This is a genomic window from Acinetobacter sp. V102_4, assembly GCF_031799005.1.
In the GTDB taxonomy this organism is placed as follows: Bacteria; Pseudomonadota; Gammaproteobacteria; order Pseudomonadales; family Moraxellaceae; genus Acinetobacter; species Acinetobacter calcoaceticus.
Map to the genome: position 1 here is coordinate 59,661 of NZ_JAVQNR010000029.1, position 15,982 is coordinate 75,642.

Annotated in this window: 16 protein-coding genes and 1 riboswitch; of the genes, 8 read left to right on the forward strand and 8 right to left on the reverse strand. The window is 40.2% G+C overall.

Annotated elements, in window-relative coordinates:
* Window positions 1-6: 6 nt before the first annotated feature.
* The 6 genes from gluQRS to RMB13_RS01770 form a co-directional block, all read right to left on the reverse strand.
* A complete protein-coding gene (gluQRS, locus tag RMB13_RS01745) occupies window positions 7-903 on the reverse strand; it encodes a tRNA glutamyl-Q(34) synthetase GluQRS (RefSeq protein ID WP_311084242.1) in 897 nt (298 codons plus the stop codon).
* A gap of 1 nt (window position 904) precedes the next feature.
* Complete coding sequence (dksA, locus tag RMB13_RS01750) at window positions 905-1,441, reverse strand: RNA polymerase-binding protein DksA (protein ID WP_004640678.1); 537 nt, start codon at window positions 1,439-1,441, stop codon at window positions 905-907.
* 210 nt (window positions 1,442-1,651) lie between these two features.
* On the reverse strand, window positions 1,652-2,464 hold the full coding sequence (gene cpdA / locus RMB13_RS01755) for a 3',5'-cyclic-AMP phosphodiesterase (protein ID WP_132068570.1): 813 nt from the start codon (window positions 2,462-2,464) through the stop codon (window positions 1,652-1,654).
* The gene (locus tag RMB13_RS01760; RefSeq protein WP_311084243.1) at window positions 2,461-3,096 is read right to left on the reverse strand and encodes an NUDIX domain-containing protein; all 636 of its coding nucleotides are present in this window, start codon (window positions 3,094-3,096) and stop codon (window positions 2,461-2,463) included. The genes cpdA and RMB13_RS01760 overlap by 4 nt, the downstream gene beginning before the upstream one ends.
* A gap of 75 nt (window positions 3,097-3,171) precedes the next feature.
* On the reverse strand, window positions 3,172-5,049 hold the full coding sequence (gene thiC / locus RMB13_RS01765) for a phosphomethylpyrimidine synthase ThiC (protein WP_003654459.1): 1,878 nt from the start codon (window positions 5,047-5,049) through the stop codon (window positions 3,172-3,174).
* Window positions 5,050-5,137: 88 nt separating this feature from the next.
* A riboswitch (TPP riboswitch) is annotated at window positions 5,138-5,272 on the reverse strand.
* A gap of 34 nt (window positions 5,273-5,306) precedes the next feature.
* A complete protein-coding gene (locus RMB13_RS01770; RefSeq protein WP_311084244.1) occupies window positions 5,307-6,392 on the reverse strand; it encodes a hypothetical protein in 1,086 nt (361 codons plus the stop codon).
* Window positions 6,393-6,499: 107 nt separating this feature from the next.
* Here RMB13_RS01770 and RMB13_RS01775 point away from each other — a divergent pair, with 107 nt between their 5' ends.
* The 4 genes from RMB13_RS01775 (at window position 6,500) to phoU (ending at window position 10,238) form a co-directional block, all read left to right on the forward strand.
* A complete protein-coding gene (locus RMB13_RS01775) occupies window positions 6,500-7,081 on the forward strand; it encodes a TetR/AcrR family transcriptional regulator (protein WP_311084245.1) in 582 nt (193 codons plus the stop codon).
* A complete protein-coding gene (locus tag RMB13_RS01780; protein ID WP_198497100.1) occupies window positions 7,074-7,979 on the forward strand; it encodes a DMT family transporter in 906 nt (301 codons plus the stop codon). Before RMB13_RS01775 ends, RMB13_RS01780 begins: the two co-directional genes overlap by 8 nt.
* 95 nt (window positions 7,980-8,074) lie before the next feature.
* Complete coding sequence (locus tag RMB13_RS01790) at window positions 8,075-9,406, forward strand: TolC family outer membrane protein (RefSeq protein ID WP_311084246.1); 1,332 nt, start codon at window positions 8,075-8,077, stop codon at window positions 9,404-9,406.
* Window positions 9,407-9,515: 109 nt separating this feature from the next.
* On the forward strand, window positions 9,516-10,238 hold the full coding sequence (phoU, locus tag RMB13_RS01795) for a phosphate signaling complex protein PhoU (RefSeq protein WP_003654470.1): 723 nt from the start codon (window positions 9,516-9,518) through the stop codon (window positions 10,236-10,238).
* 306 nt (window positions 10,239-10,544) lie between these two features.
* Here the strand turns inward: phoU and RMB13_RS01800 are convergent, their stop codons facing one another.
* Window positions 10,545-10,814, reverse strand: coding sequence for an oxidative damage protection protein (locus RMB13_RS01800; RefSeq protein ID WP_000089995.1), 270 nt, complete (start codon window positions 10,812-10,814; stop codon window positions 10,545-10,547).
* Between the two features lie 9 nt (window positions 10,815-10,823).
* Window positions 10,824-12,257 (reverse strand): argininosuccinate lyase, encoded by a 1,434-nt coding sequence (gene argH, locus RMB13_RS01805; protein WP_017387747.1) that lies wholly within the window; start codon window positions 12,255-12,257, stop codon window positions 10,824-10,826.
* Here argH and RMB13_RS01810 point away from each other — a divergent pair.
* The 4 genes from RMB13_RS01810 (at window position 12,248) to RMB13_RS01825 (ending at window position 15,978) form a co-directional block, all read left to right on the forward strand.
* Entirely contained in the window at window positions 12,248-13,387 is a 1,140-nt protein-coding gene (locus RMB13_RS01810) for a histidine kinase (protein WP_311084247.1), read from the forward strand. The genes argH and RMB13_RS01810 overlap by 10 nt on opposite strands.
* Window positions 13,388-13,447: 60 nt before the next feature.
* Entirely contained in the window at window positions 13,448-14,188 is a 741-nt protein-coding gene (locus RMB13_RS01815; protein ID WP_311084248.1) for a LytTR family DNA-binding domain-containing protein, read from the forward strand.
* A gap of 101 nt (window positions 14,189-14,289) precedes the next feature.
* Entirely contained in the window at window positions 14,290-15,207 is a 918-nt protein-coding gene (gene hemC, locus RMB13_RS01820; RefSeq protein ID WP_231764208.1) for a hydroxymethylbilane synthase, read from the forward strand.
* Window positions 15,208-15,210: 3 nt separating this feature from the next.
* Window positions 15,211-15,978 carry a uroporphyrinogen-III synthase gene (locus tag RMB13_RS01825; RefSeq protein ID WP_311084249.1) on the forward strand — a complete coding sequence of 256 codons (768 nt, stop codon included), beginning with the start codon at window positions 15,211-15,213 and terminating at the stop codon, window positions 15,976-15,978.
* The last annotated feature ends 4 nt before the right edge of the window (window positions 15,979-15,982 follow it).

The following is a 15,982-nucleotide window of genomic DNA, read 5'->3' on the forward strand; positions in this document are numbered from 1 at the left end:
TTTTATTTATAGATATGTTCCACTCAGCTGCTCTACATGTGGAATTAAATCTACATTCCACTGCGCTACTGCTTGTTTAAGCATAACTTTAGGCTGGTCTAAATCAACGTTAGGTTGTCCTAGTGCTTGTATTGCTTGTTGCAGCAATTGAGGAGCTTTTGACAAATCGAGTGCTTGAGCAAGGTTTTGCTTAGAAAGCTTTTGCCCTTGATCGTTCATAGCGAGGGGGAGGTGCATATAGCTCAGTTTAGGGTAACCTAATAGCTCGCCAAGCCAGATCTGCCGTTCAGTATTATCTAATAGGTCTGCGCCTCGAACGACATGGGTAATGCCTTGCAGATAATCATCAACGACTACGGCAAGTTGATAGTTAATAATGCCGTCACGGCGTTTAAGAACAAAGTCTCCAAGGTCATGTTGCAGATTAGAACAATGAGTTCCTTGTAGTCGGTCATCAAAACAGATTTGCTGATCTTGAACTTTTACCCGGATCGCTTGTCCTTGAAAATCAAGATTTAGATTGCGGCAAGTTCCGGCGTAGATTGCATTTGAGCCCAGCATTTTGCGCGTACATTGACAAGCATAGACAAGACCCTCTTTTTTAAGTTGGTCTAATACGCTTTCATAAATGTCTAAACGATTTTTTTGAAAGATGATTTCTGCATCGGGTTCGAACTGGAAGGCTTCCAGTGACGTGAGAATATGATCTTCACTACCCGGATAAATACGAGGGATATCTGTGTCTTCGACACGAACGAGCCATGTGCCATGATGGGCCTTTGCATCACAATAACTGGCAACGGCAGTAATGAGTGATCCAAAATGCAAAGGGCCGGTTGGCGATGGCGCAAACCGGCCTGAATATGCAAAGCTAGGTTTCTCTTTAGGAGTTACCTCGGTCATATTAACCGTTATTTTGCTTCTCTTTGATTTCTGCCAAAGTTTTGCAATCAATACATAAAGTTGCCGTTGGACGTGCTTCTAAACGACGTAAGCCGATTTCGATACCACACGTTTCACAGAAACCATAGTCTTCATTTTTAATGGCTTCCATAGATTGTTCGATTTTACGAATTAACTTACGTTCACGGTCACGTGTACGCAATTCAATTGCAAACTCTTCTTCTTGGGTAGCACGGTCATTTACATCTGGCAATGCAGTTGATTCGTCTTGCATCGTATTCAACGTACGATCAACTTCAGACATCAATTCAGCTTTCCATGCTTGCAGAATTTGTCGGAAATGCTCGAGCTGTCCTTCAGACATGTACTCTTCATTTTTCTTAGGTTGATAAGGTGCAATACCAAATAAACTTGCAGTTGTGCCTATATCAGAAGTTTTAGGTTTCACTTTACGTGCACGTTTTGCAGAAGCTTTTTCACCTTCCACTACAACTTCTGTATGTTCATCCAAAACTTGGTTGTGGTTGTCATTCGCCATAATAGGGCATTCCTCATCATACACGTATTATCTATACGCAAAAAATATGGTGATATGCAAGTGTTTTTATAGAAAACCATCGATGGATTTTACCATCGGGTCGTCATCATATAGATTTTTCCTGCAAGATGATAGTCATTCCGACCCGTAAATATTTTCAAAACGTGTTTACCCTAGTCATAATTGCATATAAGCATATAAAAAATAGAGCTAATAGCCTGAAATATCAGTATTTATAAGGCCCTGAAAATTTTCAAGACGGAAGACTTCGGTTTCAAAACTACCATCGTTTTTTAGACGAATGTAACGGTAGCCGGGAGCATTTTGGTCTAGGGCAAAGTCATTACTAAACGGTTTAAACTGAACACTGGTCGATGGCGTCGAGAAAAATTCGACCCCTTGCCAAGTGTTGAGTGAGTCTTGGTGAACATGCCCGCAGACTAAAGCTTTTACATTTTTAAATGGAGCTAATGTTGTAAGCAACGCATTAGAATTTTGTAACTTGTGATGATCAATCCATTTGGATTTCATTGCAAAAGGATGATGATGACAAGCCAATAAAACAGGGTTATCTGAAAATTCTTCGAGTAATGTCGCTAAATTTTGTAGTTGTTCTGGTGACAGGTGTCCATCAATCTGCCCTTGTACCGCACTATTTAATAAAATAACACGCCAGTTTCCTAAGCCAATCACCACAGGTTCCTGATGGTTTTCTTTATGCAATGGAAAATGGTCAACGTTATCATGATTACCTAGTGTCTGAAAAAATGGCAGACCTAACGTTTGCATATATTGAATATAACGTTTGTACGTAATAGGCGTTGGTGCTTGAGCCAGATCTCCAGTATGGATAATGGCATCAGTTTCAGGATGTTTTTTCAGGATCTGTTGAATAATTGCATGAAAACTTTCTTCAGGATTCATCCCCACAAATTCTAAGTGCGGATACTCCAATAAGTGAGTATCGGTAATTTGTATAATGACATGGTCTTTTTGTGAAAGTGTTGAGACTTGAAAAGTCACCGTCCTACCTCGTCGGATTTTATTATCGTTGTGATGTGTTGAGACAACCATTGTAATGCCATAATGACAGGAGCATTCCTTAAACGTCCGCTGTCGAGTAGAGTCTGAATTTCACTATAATTGAATAAGTGCAGTTGAATATTTTCACCTTCATTATCTACACCAAAAACGCCGCCTTCAGCAGGTAAATCGGTTTCGCTAACATAGAGATGAAATAACTCCGAGCACGCACCAGCTGACGGATAAAAGCTAAATAGATGTTGTAAATCCTGAACTGCACACCCTGACTCTTCGAGGCTCTCTCGACGAATACAACTCTCGGGTGTTTCATCACCGTCTAACACGCCTGCGATTATTTCCAGTTGCCATGGGGAGTGAGGGTCATCTAAAGCGCCAACACGAAACTGTTCAATCAATGCGAACTGTTGTTTTTGATCGTTGTAGAGTAGAACGCCTGCAGCCTCAGGGCGATGAATAAGCTCACGCTGTATTACAGAGGTATATTCAGACTGGTTAAATAGACGATGTCGAAGGCTGACTTTTTCAACCTGAATAAAACCGCGGAATACATATTCACGGGATGTTATTTCGACATCTTCAGATATATAGCTTGGATGTTCAACAATGCTCATGAGCCAGTCAGGATAAAATCTATTTATTTCATCCTAACTGAGAATCATGGCTAGGCAAGTGTTTTTTTTGAATATTTACACTTTGTGATACAGTTTTTGTCCTTGTTCTTGATAAACCTCTTTCATGGTTTTGAGTCCTTCTTCAACCTCTGTATTAATATTGGTGAGGTTGTTGGCATAGTCACGAACATTCTGGGTGATTTTCATCGAGCAGAACTTTGGTCCACACATTGAGCAAAAGTGTGCAGATTTGTGAGCCTCTTTTGGTAAGGTTTCATCATGCATACTACGAGCTGTGTCAGGGTCCAGACTTAAGTTGAACTGATCATCCCAACGGAATTCAAAACGTGCTTTTGACAAGGCATTATCGCGAACCTGTGCACCCGGATGTCCTTTAGCAAGATCGGCCGCGTGAGCCGCAAGCTTGTAGGTAATAATCCCGTCTTTAACATCTTTCTTATTTGGTAGACCCAAATGCTCTTTTGGTGTGACATAGCAAAGCATCGCCGTGCCGTACCAACCAATCATGGCTGCACCAATTGCAGAGGTAATGTGGTCGTAACCCGGAGCGATATCAGTCGTTAAAGGCCCAAGCGTATAGAATGGTGCTTCTTTACAAACTTCTAGCTGCAAGTCCATGTTTTCTTTAATCATGTGCATTGGTACGTGACCAGGGCCTTCAATCATGACTTGAACATCATGTTCCCATGCACGATGAGTAAGCTCACCTAGGGTTTTTAGTTCGCTGAACTGTGCTTCGTCATTTGCATCTTGAATACAACCCGGACGTAAGCCATCACCTAAGCTAAATGAAACGTCATAGGCTTTCATGATTTCACAGATTTCATCGAAATGAGTGTATAAGAAGTTTTCTTCATGATGCGCTAAACACCACTGCGCCATGATTGAACCACCACGAGACACAATACCGGTCAAACGGTTTGCAGTGAGTGGTACGTAGCGAAGTAATACGCCTGCGTGAATCGTGAAGTAGTCAACGCCTTGTTCAGCTTGTTCGATGAGCGTGTCTTTAAAGATTTCCCAAGTCAGGTCCTCTGCAACACCATCCACTTTTTCAAGTGCTTGATAAATTGGTACGGTGCCGATTGGAACAGGTGAGTTACGAATAATCCATTCACGTGTTTCATGAATATTCTTACCTGTCGACAAGTCCATAATTGTGTCAGCACCCCAACGGGTTGCCCATGTCATTTTGGCAACTTCTTCATCAATTGAAGAACCAAGCGCTGAGTTACCAATGTTGGCATTAATTTTAACCAAGAAGTTACGACCAATAATCATTGGCTCAAGTTCTGGGTGGTTAATGTTTGCAGGAATAATTGCGCGACCTTCAGCAACTTCTTGGCGAACAAATTCAGGTGTAATTTCTTTTAAGTTTTTTGCACCAAAGTTTTGGCCCGGATGCTGGCGCGTATCAACACCTTCACGCTGGCGCTGATTTTCACGAATTGCAATATATTCCATTTCAGGTGTGATAATACCTTGCTTGGCATAGTGCATTTGAGAGACATTTTTGCCAGCTTTGGCACGACGTGGATTTTGAATGTGGGCAAAGCGAATATCTGCGGTACGGATATCTTTTAAACGTTCCTGACCAAACGTTGAAGTTAAACCAGAAAGTACGTCAGTATCGTTACGTTCTTCAATCCAGTTTTGGCGAACTGAAGGTAAACCTTTGTCTAAATCAATTTGAACATTTGGGTCGGTATAAACACCTGAAGTATCATAGACCATTACAGGGGGATTATGTTCGCCACCAAGTCCGGTTGGGGTATCGGTGAGAGAAATTTCCCGCATTGGAACCTGAATGTCAGGGCGAGAGCCTTCAATATAAACTTTTTTTGAAGCGGGTAAGATGCGAGTTAAATCTTTTGCATCTTGTTCATGTTGTGCTGAAATTTCAACAGAAGAGAGATTCGTTAACTGGTTCATTACATGATCCTTATGAATAACATCAACGAATCAAGCACGACCAAAAACGATGGCGGATTTATCTTTGCTAGATAAATTTGAGGCTTTAGTTTTTAGATGGCTTGATTCCTACGCAGGTCTTAACCTGATCAGGTTCAACGGTACTTGTGATCAAACTTGTGTTGCGATAACACGAAATTTACACAATCTCAGCGAGCTATTACTCGCGCTCCGTCAAGCGAATTACAGACTAACATGATTTAGGTTGGCTGGCATTGTCAATTTGTATCTATACAAACGGCATCTATATGGCAGTCACGATAGACTTCAGTGTTCCATGGCGAATCAAATTTTAATAGCTGCTCAAGTTGTTCATGGGTAATCTGATAATTTGATTTTTTATCGCCATTCTTTTCAGTTAAATCTATTTTAAATTGCTTATTGCGCTCTTCTACAGGCGTGGCAATAAACTTAAGAAATTGCTGGGCAGGTTTTGCTAAACTCGATTGGTTTTGTGTAGATAGAAAACGGATTTGTTCAAGAGCATCTTTATCAAACCATGTGTTTGGTGCATATTCATCTGACACCGGCGTATTATCTAGACCAAAGAAAATAAAATAGCGATATTCGTTAAAGAGTAGTTTTGCATCACCAATAAAGTGGCTTTTTGGATATTTTTGAATAAATTTTTCCCAAAAAAGTGCTCGTTCAGTGAGCTCTTTCCACGAAACAGCCAAAGCACCATCGTTATAGAAAATATCCTGATTGTCTTTCGCCATACGAGTTAAGAACTCTTTTTGGTCCGTGGTTAAGGCTTTAGAAAAAACATCGACTAGATAGTTTGGCTGACGTCGATAGGTAAACATGCCTTCGCCTTGATAAAGGAGGTTAATATAGGCTTCACCATTATGTTGAAGTAAGTATTGGTCACGTGGACTAAGTTGGTCGAATAATTTTTTCTGGCTTTGAATGACTTTTTTAGGGTCTCGTTGTTTTTGTTCTAAAACGGCATAGCCAAAAGCTTCAAAAGCTCTGGCTGTTTTGTCAGTGTAGTCTTGCTTTAGAAAACGTTGATACATGGCTGTTGATGCATCAATCAGCTTAAGCTGTTCATCATTCTTTAAAGATGGCACACATGCTTTGAGCTTCTCGTTAATTTGATTTAAGTCTTCTATTTTACTGTTCTGATTAATCTTCTGTATTGCGGCATTGATCTGTATGCAGCTGTTATCTGGTTTGCTTTCTGGCTTTTGTTCAGTTGATTTTTGCTCTTTAGAAACAGCTTGATCTTGCTGCGATGTTTTATTACATCCAGATAAAAGTAGTGCGCTGCATACACTCATCATTAGAAATTTTTTCATCATTGTATTTTTATCGAAGTGAACATTGCTCAAATTATAACTCGGAAAAAGATTGCATCATTGTTAGAAATCTTTATTATTAGGTAGATCGGTCTACTTATATTAAAGCTATGAATGATAAAACAGCAAGACAGAAAATTCTCGATGCAGCAGCAACTTTGTTTTATAACGATGGCATTACTGTAACTGGAATTAACTCGGTTACGGCAAAAGCAGATGTCGCCAAGATGTCGCTTTATAATAATTTTTCTTCAAAAGGCGAGCTTGTCGATGCCTATATTGCTGCGCGGCATCAAGAATGGCTTGATCTTTATCAAAAACGTTTAGAGACAACAAAATCAGCTACAGAAGCTATTTTGGCAGTGTTTGATGCCTATCAAGATCATGCAGAATTTGCCTATGAAAAAGGCTTTCGAGGTTGTGGTTTGCTTAATGCCGCAGCGGAATTTCCAGCGAATAGTGTGGGACGAAATGCGGTAAGACAGCATAAAGAAGAAGTCGAGGCTATTGTTGCTGAACATTTAAAAAAATTAATACCAGACTCGCAGCGCGTTAGCTACGTGGCTACACAGCTTTCCTTTCTTTTAGAAGGTTCTATGGCAAGAGCAGGGTTGGAAGGAAGTAGTCGTCAACTCCTCTTAGCAAAACAAATGGCAGAAGATCTTCTAAAGAGAGAAGGCCAATATGATTAGCCTCATTAAAAATAGTAGTTATGGCGGCACAATTGCGATTTTAGTTGCCTCTGTTTTATGGGGAACAACAGGTACTGCTGCCGCATTTGCACCCACACTTGGACCACTCGCCATTGGTGCTGTGGCTATGGGTGGAGGAGGTCTTTTGCAAGCTTTGGTTGCATCGCGGGCTATTCGGGAAAACCGTCAATTTATAAAGCAAAACCTTCTAATACTGCTTTTAGGGGTTGCGGCAGTTGGTATTTATCCTTTGGCCTTTTATTCCTCAATGCATTATGCAGGAATTACGATTGGCACCGTGGTTTCTATTGGTGCAGCGCCACTGATCGCAGCAATTTTAGAACGATTTTTTGATCGCAAGTCTTTGTCAGCGATCTGGTTCTTAAGTTTTATTTTTGGTGTTATGGGCGTAAGTTTGTTATCCATGGGTGAAAACCATGCGGTCCAAGAGGGTACAAATGAATGGAATAAAATCTTCGGTATTTTTCTTGGGCTTGTCGCGGCTACAACTTATTCACTTTATTCATGGGCTGCTAAAAGATTAATAGATCGGGGTGTTGCTGCTAAAGCTGCAATGGGCATGATTATGGGTGGTGGGGCCGTTATTTTGCTTCCTACTTTACTGGTTACGGGTGGAGGGTTGTTGCAAAGTTCAACCAATTTACTTGTTGCTGGTTATATGATGCTGATTCCTATGTTTTTAGGTTATTTACTTTTCGGTTTTGGTCTAAAAACAGTAAATGCCAGTAAAGCGACGACCTTAACTTTGTTTGAACCTTTAGTTGCCGCACTTTTTGCCATCGTGTTGGTTGGTGAGCATATTTCATGGTTGGGTTGGATAGGCATGTTTTTGATTTTTATTTGTATTTTAATATTGTCAAAAAATGAGAACGCTTAAAAAACTAAAACTTTTAATGGCTTGAGTTTGCTTGGAATTTTTCTTAGTCTTAAAGGCAAGTTTTATCGTTGATTTGAACAATGAAAATAAAATTAATGGTCGCTGTTGGCCTTTGGAGTTTTGCATCTTCCAGTTTTGCTCTAGATTTAGTTGAAGCCTATGAGCGCGCAAAACAAAATGACCCAACATGGCAAGCCAATCAACAACAATTTGAAGCAGATCAACTTAATTTAGGCTTGGCAACAGGTGCCTTATTACCAACGGTCACATTGTCAGGAAATATTACTCGTAATCGGCAAACGGTGAAGCGTTCTAATTTTCCGGGGGTTGATCAGGAAGGGCTTTCAGATGCCTTGGTAAGTAATACCTCTACTACTCGTCAAGCGACTTTAACTGCACGTCAGCCACTGTTTCGAATGGATGCTTGGGAAGGTTATAAGCAAGTTAAAACTTCGGTTGCCTTAAGTGAAATCACTTTAAGACTGCAAAAGCAAGACCATGTTTTAAATGTAGCAGAAGCCTATTTTAATGTGCTGCGTCAGCAGGCATTAAGTGTTGCATACTTACAAGAAGAAAAAGCTTTGCTTGAGCAACTCAATATGATGAATGCCAAGCTCAAAGAAGGTTTGGTGGCGCGTAGTGATGTGAGTGAAGCAAATGCTCAATATCAAAATGCTAGAGCCAATCGCATTTCAACCAATGTTCAATTACTTTTGGCCCAAGAACAGCTTTCCGAATATATTGGTTCTTATCAAGATAAACTTGCTGTATTACGAAGTGACTTTAGTTTTCAAAAGCCTTATCCAGCCCAGCTTAATGATTGGATTTCTTTGGCCCAGCAAAAAAATCTAAAGATCCAGCAAGCCCGTTTACAGCAACAATATAGCGAAGATCAGCGTCGTGTAGAAAAAGCTGCGCTTTATCCTCAAATTGATGCTGTTGCAAGTTATGGATATACAAAGCAGACACCAGAGACACTCATCTCGACTGATGGAAAATTTGATCAGGTTGGCGTGGAAATGAACTGGAATTTATTTAATGGTGGGCGTACTAAAACATCAATTAAAAAAGCAACTGTAGAGGCCAGTAAAGCTCAGGCACAACTTGATGCAGCTATTCGTCGTGCCAATGTTGATGTGAAAAGTGCCTTTATGCAGGTAGATACAGACCAAGCAAAACTCGAAGCACGAAAAGCTGCAATGGATTCGTCTTCGCTTGTTTCTCAAGCTTCAAAAGCGAGTTATAACGAAGGCTTAAAAAGTATGGTTGATGTTTTATTAGCGCAGCGTAATGCTTTTTCGGCAAAACAGGATTATCTTAATAGTCAGTATGACTACTTATTGAATGTACTTCGGTTAAAAGCTGCGGTAGGCCAGTTAGGCGAAAAAGATCTGGTCGAATTAAACAGCTGGCTAACCTATCAGTGAGCAAAAAAAAGCTTTTATCTGAATTTTAATTTTGTCATAAAAACTTAATGATTGCTGTGTTCTAATGCTCAATCATTTTATTCCTGCGCCATCATGTTGGAGGCTTCCCTTGAGTCCAAGTAATCCGGTGTTAAGCCATCATATTTCTTCTCAATTTAATGAAGATTTGCAAGATGTAAACACAAAGTTCATGACCATGGGTGGCTTGGTCGAACAACAGGTGGCGAACGCAATTCATGCCTTGCTTGATACAGATGCAAATTTAGCGATTGATGTTCAATTTAAAGATAACGCCGTCAATCAATATGAACGTGATATTGATGAAGGTCTTACGCTAATTTTGGCACGTCGTCATCCGGCAGCGATCGACTTGCGTATGGTTATTGCAATGAGTAAAGCCAATACCGATCTTGAGCGTATTGGTGATGAAGCGGCAAAAATTGCCCGCATTGCACAAAACCTCTGTGAAGAAGGTGGTTCTCCGCGTGGCTACATGGAAACCCGTCATATTGGTAACCAAGTTCGTGTCATGATTCATGACGCACTTGATGCTTTTGCTCGTTTAGATGCAGATCAAGCTTTGCGTGTGCTTTTAGCCGATGCAGATATTGACCGTGAATACCAGTCAGCAACACGTACTTTAATGACTTATATGATTGAAGATCCACGTCATATTGCTCGTGTAATTAATGTGATGTGGGTGTTACGTTCTTTAGAGCGTATTGGTGATCATGCCCGTAACATTGCTGAGCAAGTGATTTACATGGCAAAAGGCTTTGATGCCCGCCATACCAAAATTGAAGAAATTGAAGCTAAAGTCCACGAAAAGTAATCTTGAGCTGAAATACTTAAAGGCCTTGTTTGAAATAAGGCCTTTTTTATTTTTTTAAATAATAGATAAAAAAATGTCCCGAACTTTGGGGGGAAGTTCAGGACAGAAAATCAAGTGCATAAACACGACAGGGATCGTGTTCTTCTTGCTATGAATTGATATTAAGTTCTTCGCTTTTTTATGTCATGTAGAGTCCTGTTCGCTCTATGTAAGGCTTTTTATGCTTGTGTAAGTTTCACGTAAAAAAAGGCGGGTCTATGTATATAGACCCGCCTTTTAAATGAGGATTAGGTTAAAACAAACCGCTTATTCTGGTTTCCAGCCTTCAGCTTTTTCTACGCTTTCATCATTATTGAAAAACTTCTCACGTTGTTCTTCAAGAAACTTCTTCGCTTCTGGTTCAAACACATTTAAGCGTTTTTCATTAATCAGCGTTGTTTGGTGTTGTAACCATTCTTGCCATGCTTGTTTAGAAACATTTTCAAAAAAATCTTGGCCTTTAGCACCAGGAAATGGAGCGAAGTCTAGACCTTCCATTTCCTTTTGATATTTGCGGCAAAATACTTGTCGACTCATGTTTTATCCTTAAGCGTATAACTGTTCTAAACGTGTATGGGCACGAGCAATTGCAGCTTCTACCTGTTTTGGTGAAGTTCCACCAATATGATCACGTGCATTTACTGAAGCTTCTAGTGTTAGAGCTTTATCAAACACATCTGCTGTGATTAAGTCAGAGAATTGTTGTAATTGCTCAAGTGTTAATTCAGATAAATCTTTTTCTTCAGCTACGCCTAATGCAACTGCTTTACCTACAATTTCATGTGCATCACGGAAAGCAACGCCTTTTTTCACTAAATAGTCAGCAAGATCGGTTGCGGTAGAGAATCCACGAAGTGCAGCTTCACGCATAATTTCAATATTTGGAACCAATGCAGGAATCATGTCTGCGAAAGCCATGAGTGAACCACGAACCGTATCGATTGCATCAAATAAAGGTTCTTTATCTTCTTGGTTGTCTTTGTTGTACGCCAATGGTTGGCCTTTCATGAGCGTAAGTAAGCTAATTAAGTCACCAAATACACGACCTGATTTACCACGGATCAGTTCAGGAACATCCGGGTTTTTCTTCTGTGGCATGATTGAAGAACCAGTACAGAAACGATCAGGAATATTCACAAATTTAAACTGTGCAGAAGTCCAAAGAATCAGTTCCTCTGACATACGTGATAAGTGCATCATAATTAAAGATGCAGCTGCATTAAACTCAATGGCAAAGTCACGGTCAGATACAGCATCAAGAGAATTTTCACATACAGCTTCAAAGCCTAATAACTCTGCTGTGTAAGCGCGGTCAATCGGATAAGTTGTGCCAGCAAGAGCGGCAGAACCAAGTGGCAGACGGTTGACACGCTTACGGCAATCTTGAAGACGCTCAGAGTCACGCACTAACATTTCAAACCATGCTAACAGGTGATGACCAAAAGTCACTGGCTGTGCAGTTTGTAGGTGGGTGAAGCCAGGCATAATGGTGTTTACATTTTTGGCAGCCAAGCCTAACAAGCCTTTTTGTAAGCGCTCTAATAATTTTAAAATATCATCAATTTCGTCACGTAGGTAAAGACGAATATCGGTTGCAACCTGATCGTTACGGCTACGACCAGTGTGTAATTTTTTACCTGTAATACCAATACGTTGAGTCAAACGTGATTCAATGTTCATGTGAACATCTTCAAGATCGATGCGCCATTCAAAGGTTCCAGCCTCAATTTCTGAGCGAATGGTGCTTAAACCTTCAATAATGTCATCGCGTTCTGCTTCTGTGAGTACGCCAACTTTCGCAAGCATGGTAGCATGCGCAATCGAACCAGCGATGTCTTGTTTATAAAAACGCTGGTCAAACTGAACAGAGGCGGTAAATTCGGCTACAAAAGCATCCGTCGCTTCAGAAAAACGACCACCCCACATACCTGAGGTTTGGTCTGGGGTTACTGAATTAGGGGGATTTGAAGATGTGGTCATGGTGGCTCAGTAAAATAAAAAAGAGTATATCACTTGCCGAAGCTCAACAAACAAAGTTGTTTCCTACAGCATACCGAAATCAAAATTCCTCCTATTTTTTTACGAAAAACGGTCGTTGGCAACACTTATTCGAATTAATTATCGCAAGTAATATTTTGGCACTGGTTTTGGCACTGGCTGAAGCTCAGTCATGGCAAGCATTAAGCGGTGGACGCCTTTTACAATACATCGTTTTTATTAACTGGGTCATATTGTCGTTTTTTGCCTTGGTTGAACGCTTTCAGCATTTTTTTAGTGGATTACGTCAAGAATTTGCCTTGGCTATCGGTTTTGTCATGCTGCAAGCTATTGTTGTTTTGACGACCTTAATAAGTAATTTTTTTCAGTTTGGTCTTTTAAATAAACATGCTTCTTTAACACAGGACTGGCGCATTTATTTTAGCAATGTGCCTTTATATCTAAGCTATGGGATATTACTGGGGGCTTTCTGCTTGCGCTATCTGTATGTGAGAGAGCAATGGCTACATCAACAATATGCAGAGTTAAATGCGCGTATTCAGGCTATGCAGGCGCGTATTCATCCCCATTTTTTATTTAATAGTTTAAATAATGTGGTGAGCTTAATTGCGATAGACCCAGATAAAGCAGAAGGTATGTTGATTAGCCTGTCACGTTTATTTCGCGCAAGCTTCCAAGAATTGAAATTGGTGAGTCTGCATGAAGAAATTGAGCTGAGTAAACAATATTTAATGATTGAGCAGGTACGTTTGGGAGAGCGTTTAAAAGTAGAGTGGAAAATTGAGCTTTCACCTGTGCAACTGAAACAGATCACCATTCCTTTATTGACATTACAACCTTTGTTAGAGAATAGTATTTTTCATGGGGTAGAACCAATGATAGGTAAAGCAACCATAGGGGTATTGGTTGAAATATTGCAAAATCAGGTCAGTATAGTCATTACCAACCCATATACAGACGATACAATAAATTCACGGAAAGGGCATGGAATCGCGCTTGAAAATGTAAAACAACGCCTGAAAGCATATTATGGGAACTCCGTTAGATTTCAGGTTTATAAAGGTGAAACCTTATATACCACCATTATGAGCTATCAATATCAAACAAAATAATAAGTTAGTCAGAGTTAACCATAAAAAAATGGATCAAGTTAACGGTGACAAGGAGGATGAATGAAGGTGCTGATTTGTGATGACGAACCACTTGCAGTGGAGCGATTATCACGTTTAGTTTCAAAGATGGGACATGAAGTTGTATCAACGGCTCATCATGGACAGGAAGCCTTGGAACAGGCGCGGCTTCATCAACCGGATGTAATTTTACTTGATATTCAAATGCCAGGTATGAATGGTCTTGTTTGTGCAGAACAGTTAAGTCAGCTGAGCCCTAGACCTGCGATTGTATTTTGTACAGCCTATGATCAACATGCGTTGGAAGCATTTAAATCTCAGGCTCAAGCTTATCTTCTTAAACCGATCGACCCTCAAGAACTTGAACAAGTTTTTAGTCAACTGACTCAGCTTACTCGAGCACAGCTCAATGCTTTGCCACAACATGATTTTTTACATGATCTAAAAACACAGCGACATCAAATTGCTGCTAAAACCTATCGTGGGGTTGAGCTGATTCCTGTGGAGAATATTTATTATTTTTTAGCAGATCAGAAATATGTCACGGTGCGTCATCAAAATGGCAGTGTATTAATTGATGAAACTTTAAAAGAGCTTGAAACCGAATTTGCAGATCAATTCATTCGCATTCATCGCAATGCGTTGGTTGCAGTTACCTATTTAGATGGATTGGAGTTGGTCAGTTCGGGGCAATATCAGGTTCGATTACGTGGTTTAGATGAACGACTTTCGGTGAGCCGCCGACATTTATCCATGCTTAGAGACCGAATTCATCAGCTCTAAACTTAAAAAGAGTTATCTTGGACGTGCGAGATTTTACTTGCAATTTTAAGGGATCAAGTTAAGTTTAGGGTGTATTGTTTGACCAGCCCATGCTTGAATTTATGAAAACCTTGAAAATTGCTACACGACAAAGCCCACTTGCTCTTTGGCAGGCAGAATATATTCGTGCCCGATTACAGGAGCTTCACCCAGATTTAACGGTGGAGTTGGTTAAATTTGTCACGCAGGGCGATAAAATCTTAGATACGCCTTTAGCAAAAATTGGTGGGAAAGGGCTGTTTGTTAAAGAGTTAGAAGCAGCTCTTTTAGATGGGCGTGCAGATTTAGCGGTACATTCAATGAAAGATGTCCCGATGGCTTTGCCAGAAGGTTTAACCTTGGCGGTAATTTGTGAACGTGAAGATCCATTAGATGCTTTCGTTTCAAATCAATTTGAAAAATTTGCTGACTTACCTCAAGGTGCAAAAGTTGGTACATCAAGTTTACGTCGTAAATCTCAGATTTTAAAACAACGCCCTGATTTGCAAATTATTGATTTGCGTGGAAATGTTGGAACACGTTTAGCGAAGCTAGATGATGGTCAATACGACGCGATTATTTTGGCCAGTGCTGGTTTGAAACGTTTAGGGCTGTCAGAACGTATTCGTCATTGTTTAGCCCCAGACATTAGTTTGCCTGCTGTGGGTCAAGGTGCATTGGGTTTAGAATGCCGTGCAGCTGACAGCGAAGTATTAGCTTTAATTCAACCGTTATTACACCAAGAAACAGATGTTTGTGTGCGTGCTGAGCGTGCCTTTAATGCTTATCTTGAAGGCGGTTGTCAGGTCCCAATTGCAGGTTATGCCACACTACAAAATGGACAAATCCATATTGAAGGTCGTGTCGGAAGTGCCGATGGTCAAATATTATTACGTGCTGAACTGACAGATGAAGCCAGCAATGCTCAGCAATTGGGTGAAAACCTTGCTCGAAACTTACTTGATCAAGGTGCTGGTGAGCTATTAAAGGCTCTCTACTAAGCTATGTTGTTTATTAATACTCGACCTGATTCTCGGGCTGCAGAATTAACAGAAGTTTTGCAAAATGAAGGTTATCAGGTTGAGTCTTTACCTCTTTTAGAACTCGTTGCTAAACCCTTTTCCGAACATTTACTTCAGCTTTACCAACAATTAGTTAAAGCACAAGTTATAATCGTAGTGAGTCCAACCGCCGTTGATGTGGGGATGAAGTATTTACTGCAAAGCGGTTTAAAGCTCAGTGATTTAAAACATATTCAGTGGATTGCCGTTGGGCAGTCAACGGCCAATTGTCTAAATGAGTATGGAATAGAAGCACATATTCCAGATGTTGAAACCTCTGAGGGGATGTTAAATCTCCCTATTCTCCATAATATGAAACAAGCTGGTAGCGTCGCTTTTTGGCGAGGAGAAGGTGGCCGTCAATTTATGATGGAGACCTTGCAACAACAAGGAATTCAGATTTTAAATTTCGTGTTATATCATCGGCAGTGCCCAGAAGCCTCATATTCCACCTTCAAATATCTGACACACAATTCAAATTATAATTTAAACAAATGGCTGGTCTTAATTACAAGTGAGGCGAGCTGGAAGTATTGGTTAGAGCTTTGTTCAAAAAATAATGTACAACCTGATTGTGTATATTTGGTTTTAGGGCCACGTCTTTTTCAAATTGTTAAAGAATATCGCGATCAGCAACAGGCTCATTTTCACATTATTCAACTTGAAAATTTATCGCCTTCGGGGATGATTCATCACATTCAGGCATTATAAGGAT

Bases quoted from the DNA above. Each gene is read 5' to 3' on its own strand.
- RMB13_RS01775 (WP_311084245.1), top strand. From the start codon at position 6,500: ATGAATGATAAAACAGCAAGACAGAAAATTCTCGATGCAGCAGCAACT.
- RMB13_RS01780 (WP_198497100.1), top strand. From the start codon at position 7,074: ATGATTAGCCTCATTAAAAATAGTAGTTATGGCGGCACAATTGCGATT.
- RMB13_RS01825 (WP_311084249.1), top strand. From the start codon at position 15,211: ATGTTGTTTATTAATACTCGACCTGATTCTCGGGCTGCAGAATTAACA.
- gluQRS (WP_311084242.1), bottom strand. From the start codon at position 903: ATGACCGAGGTAACTCCTAAAGAGAAACCTAGCTTTGCATATTCAGGC.
- thiC (WP_003654459.1), bottom strand. From the start codon at position 5,049: ATGAACCAGTTAACGAATCTCTCTTCTGTTGAAATTTCAGCACAACAT.
- RMB13_RS01815 (WP_311084248.1), top strand. From the start codon at position 13,448: ATGAAGGTGCTGATTTGTGATGACGAACCACTTGCAGTGGAGCGATTA.
- RMB13_RS01760 (WP_311084243.1), bottom strand. From the start codon at position 3,096: ATGAGCATTGTTGAACATCCAAGCTATATATCTGAAGATGTCGAAATA.
- RMB13_RS01770 (WP_311084244.1), bottom strand. From the start codon at position 6,392: ATGATGAAAAAATTTCTAATGATGAGTGTATGCAGCGCACTACTTTTA.
- RMB13_RS01790 (WP_311084246.1), top strand. From the start codon at position 8,075: ATGGTCGCTGTTGGCCTTTGGAGTTTTGCATCTTCCAGTTTTGCTCTA.
- RMB13_RS01800 (WP_000089995.1), bottom strand. From the start codon at position 10,814: ATGAGTCGACAAGTATTTTGCCGCAAATATCAAAAGGAAATGGAAGGT.
- argH (WP_017387747.1), bottom strand. From the start codon at position 12,257: ATGACCACATCTTCAAATCCCCCTAATTCAGTAACCCCAGACCAAACC.
- dksA (WP_004640678.1), bottom strand. From the start codon at position 1,441: ATGGCGAATGACAACCACAACCAAGTTTTGGATGAACATACAGAAGTT.
- RMB13_RS01810 (WP_311084247.1), top strand. From the start codon at position 12,248: ATGTGGTCATGGTGGCTCAGTAAAATAAAAAAGAGTATATCACTTGCC.
- hemC (WP_231764208.1), top strand. From the start codon at position 14,290: ATGAAAACCTTGAAAATTGCTACACGACAAAGCCCACTTGCTCTTTGG.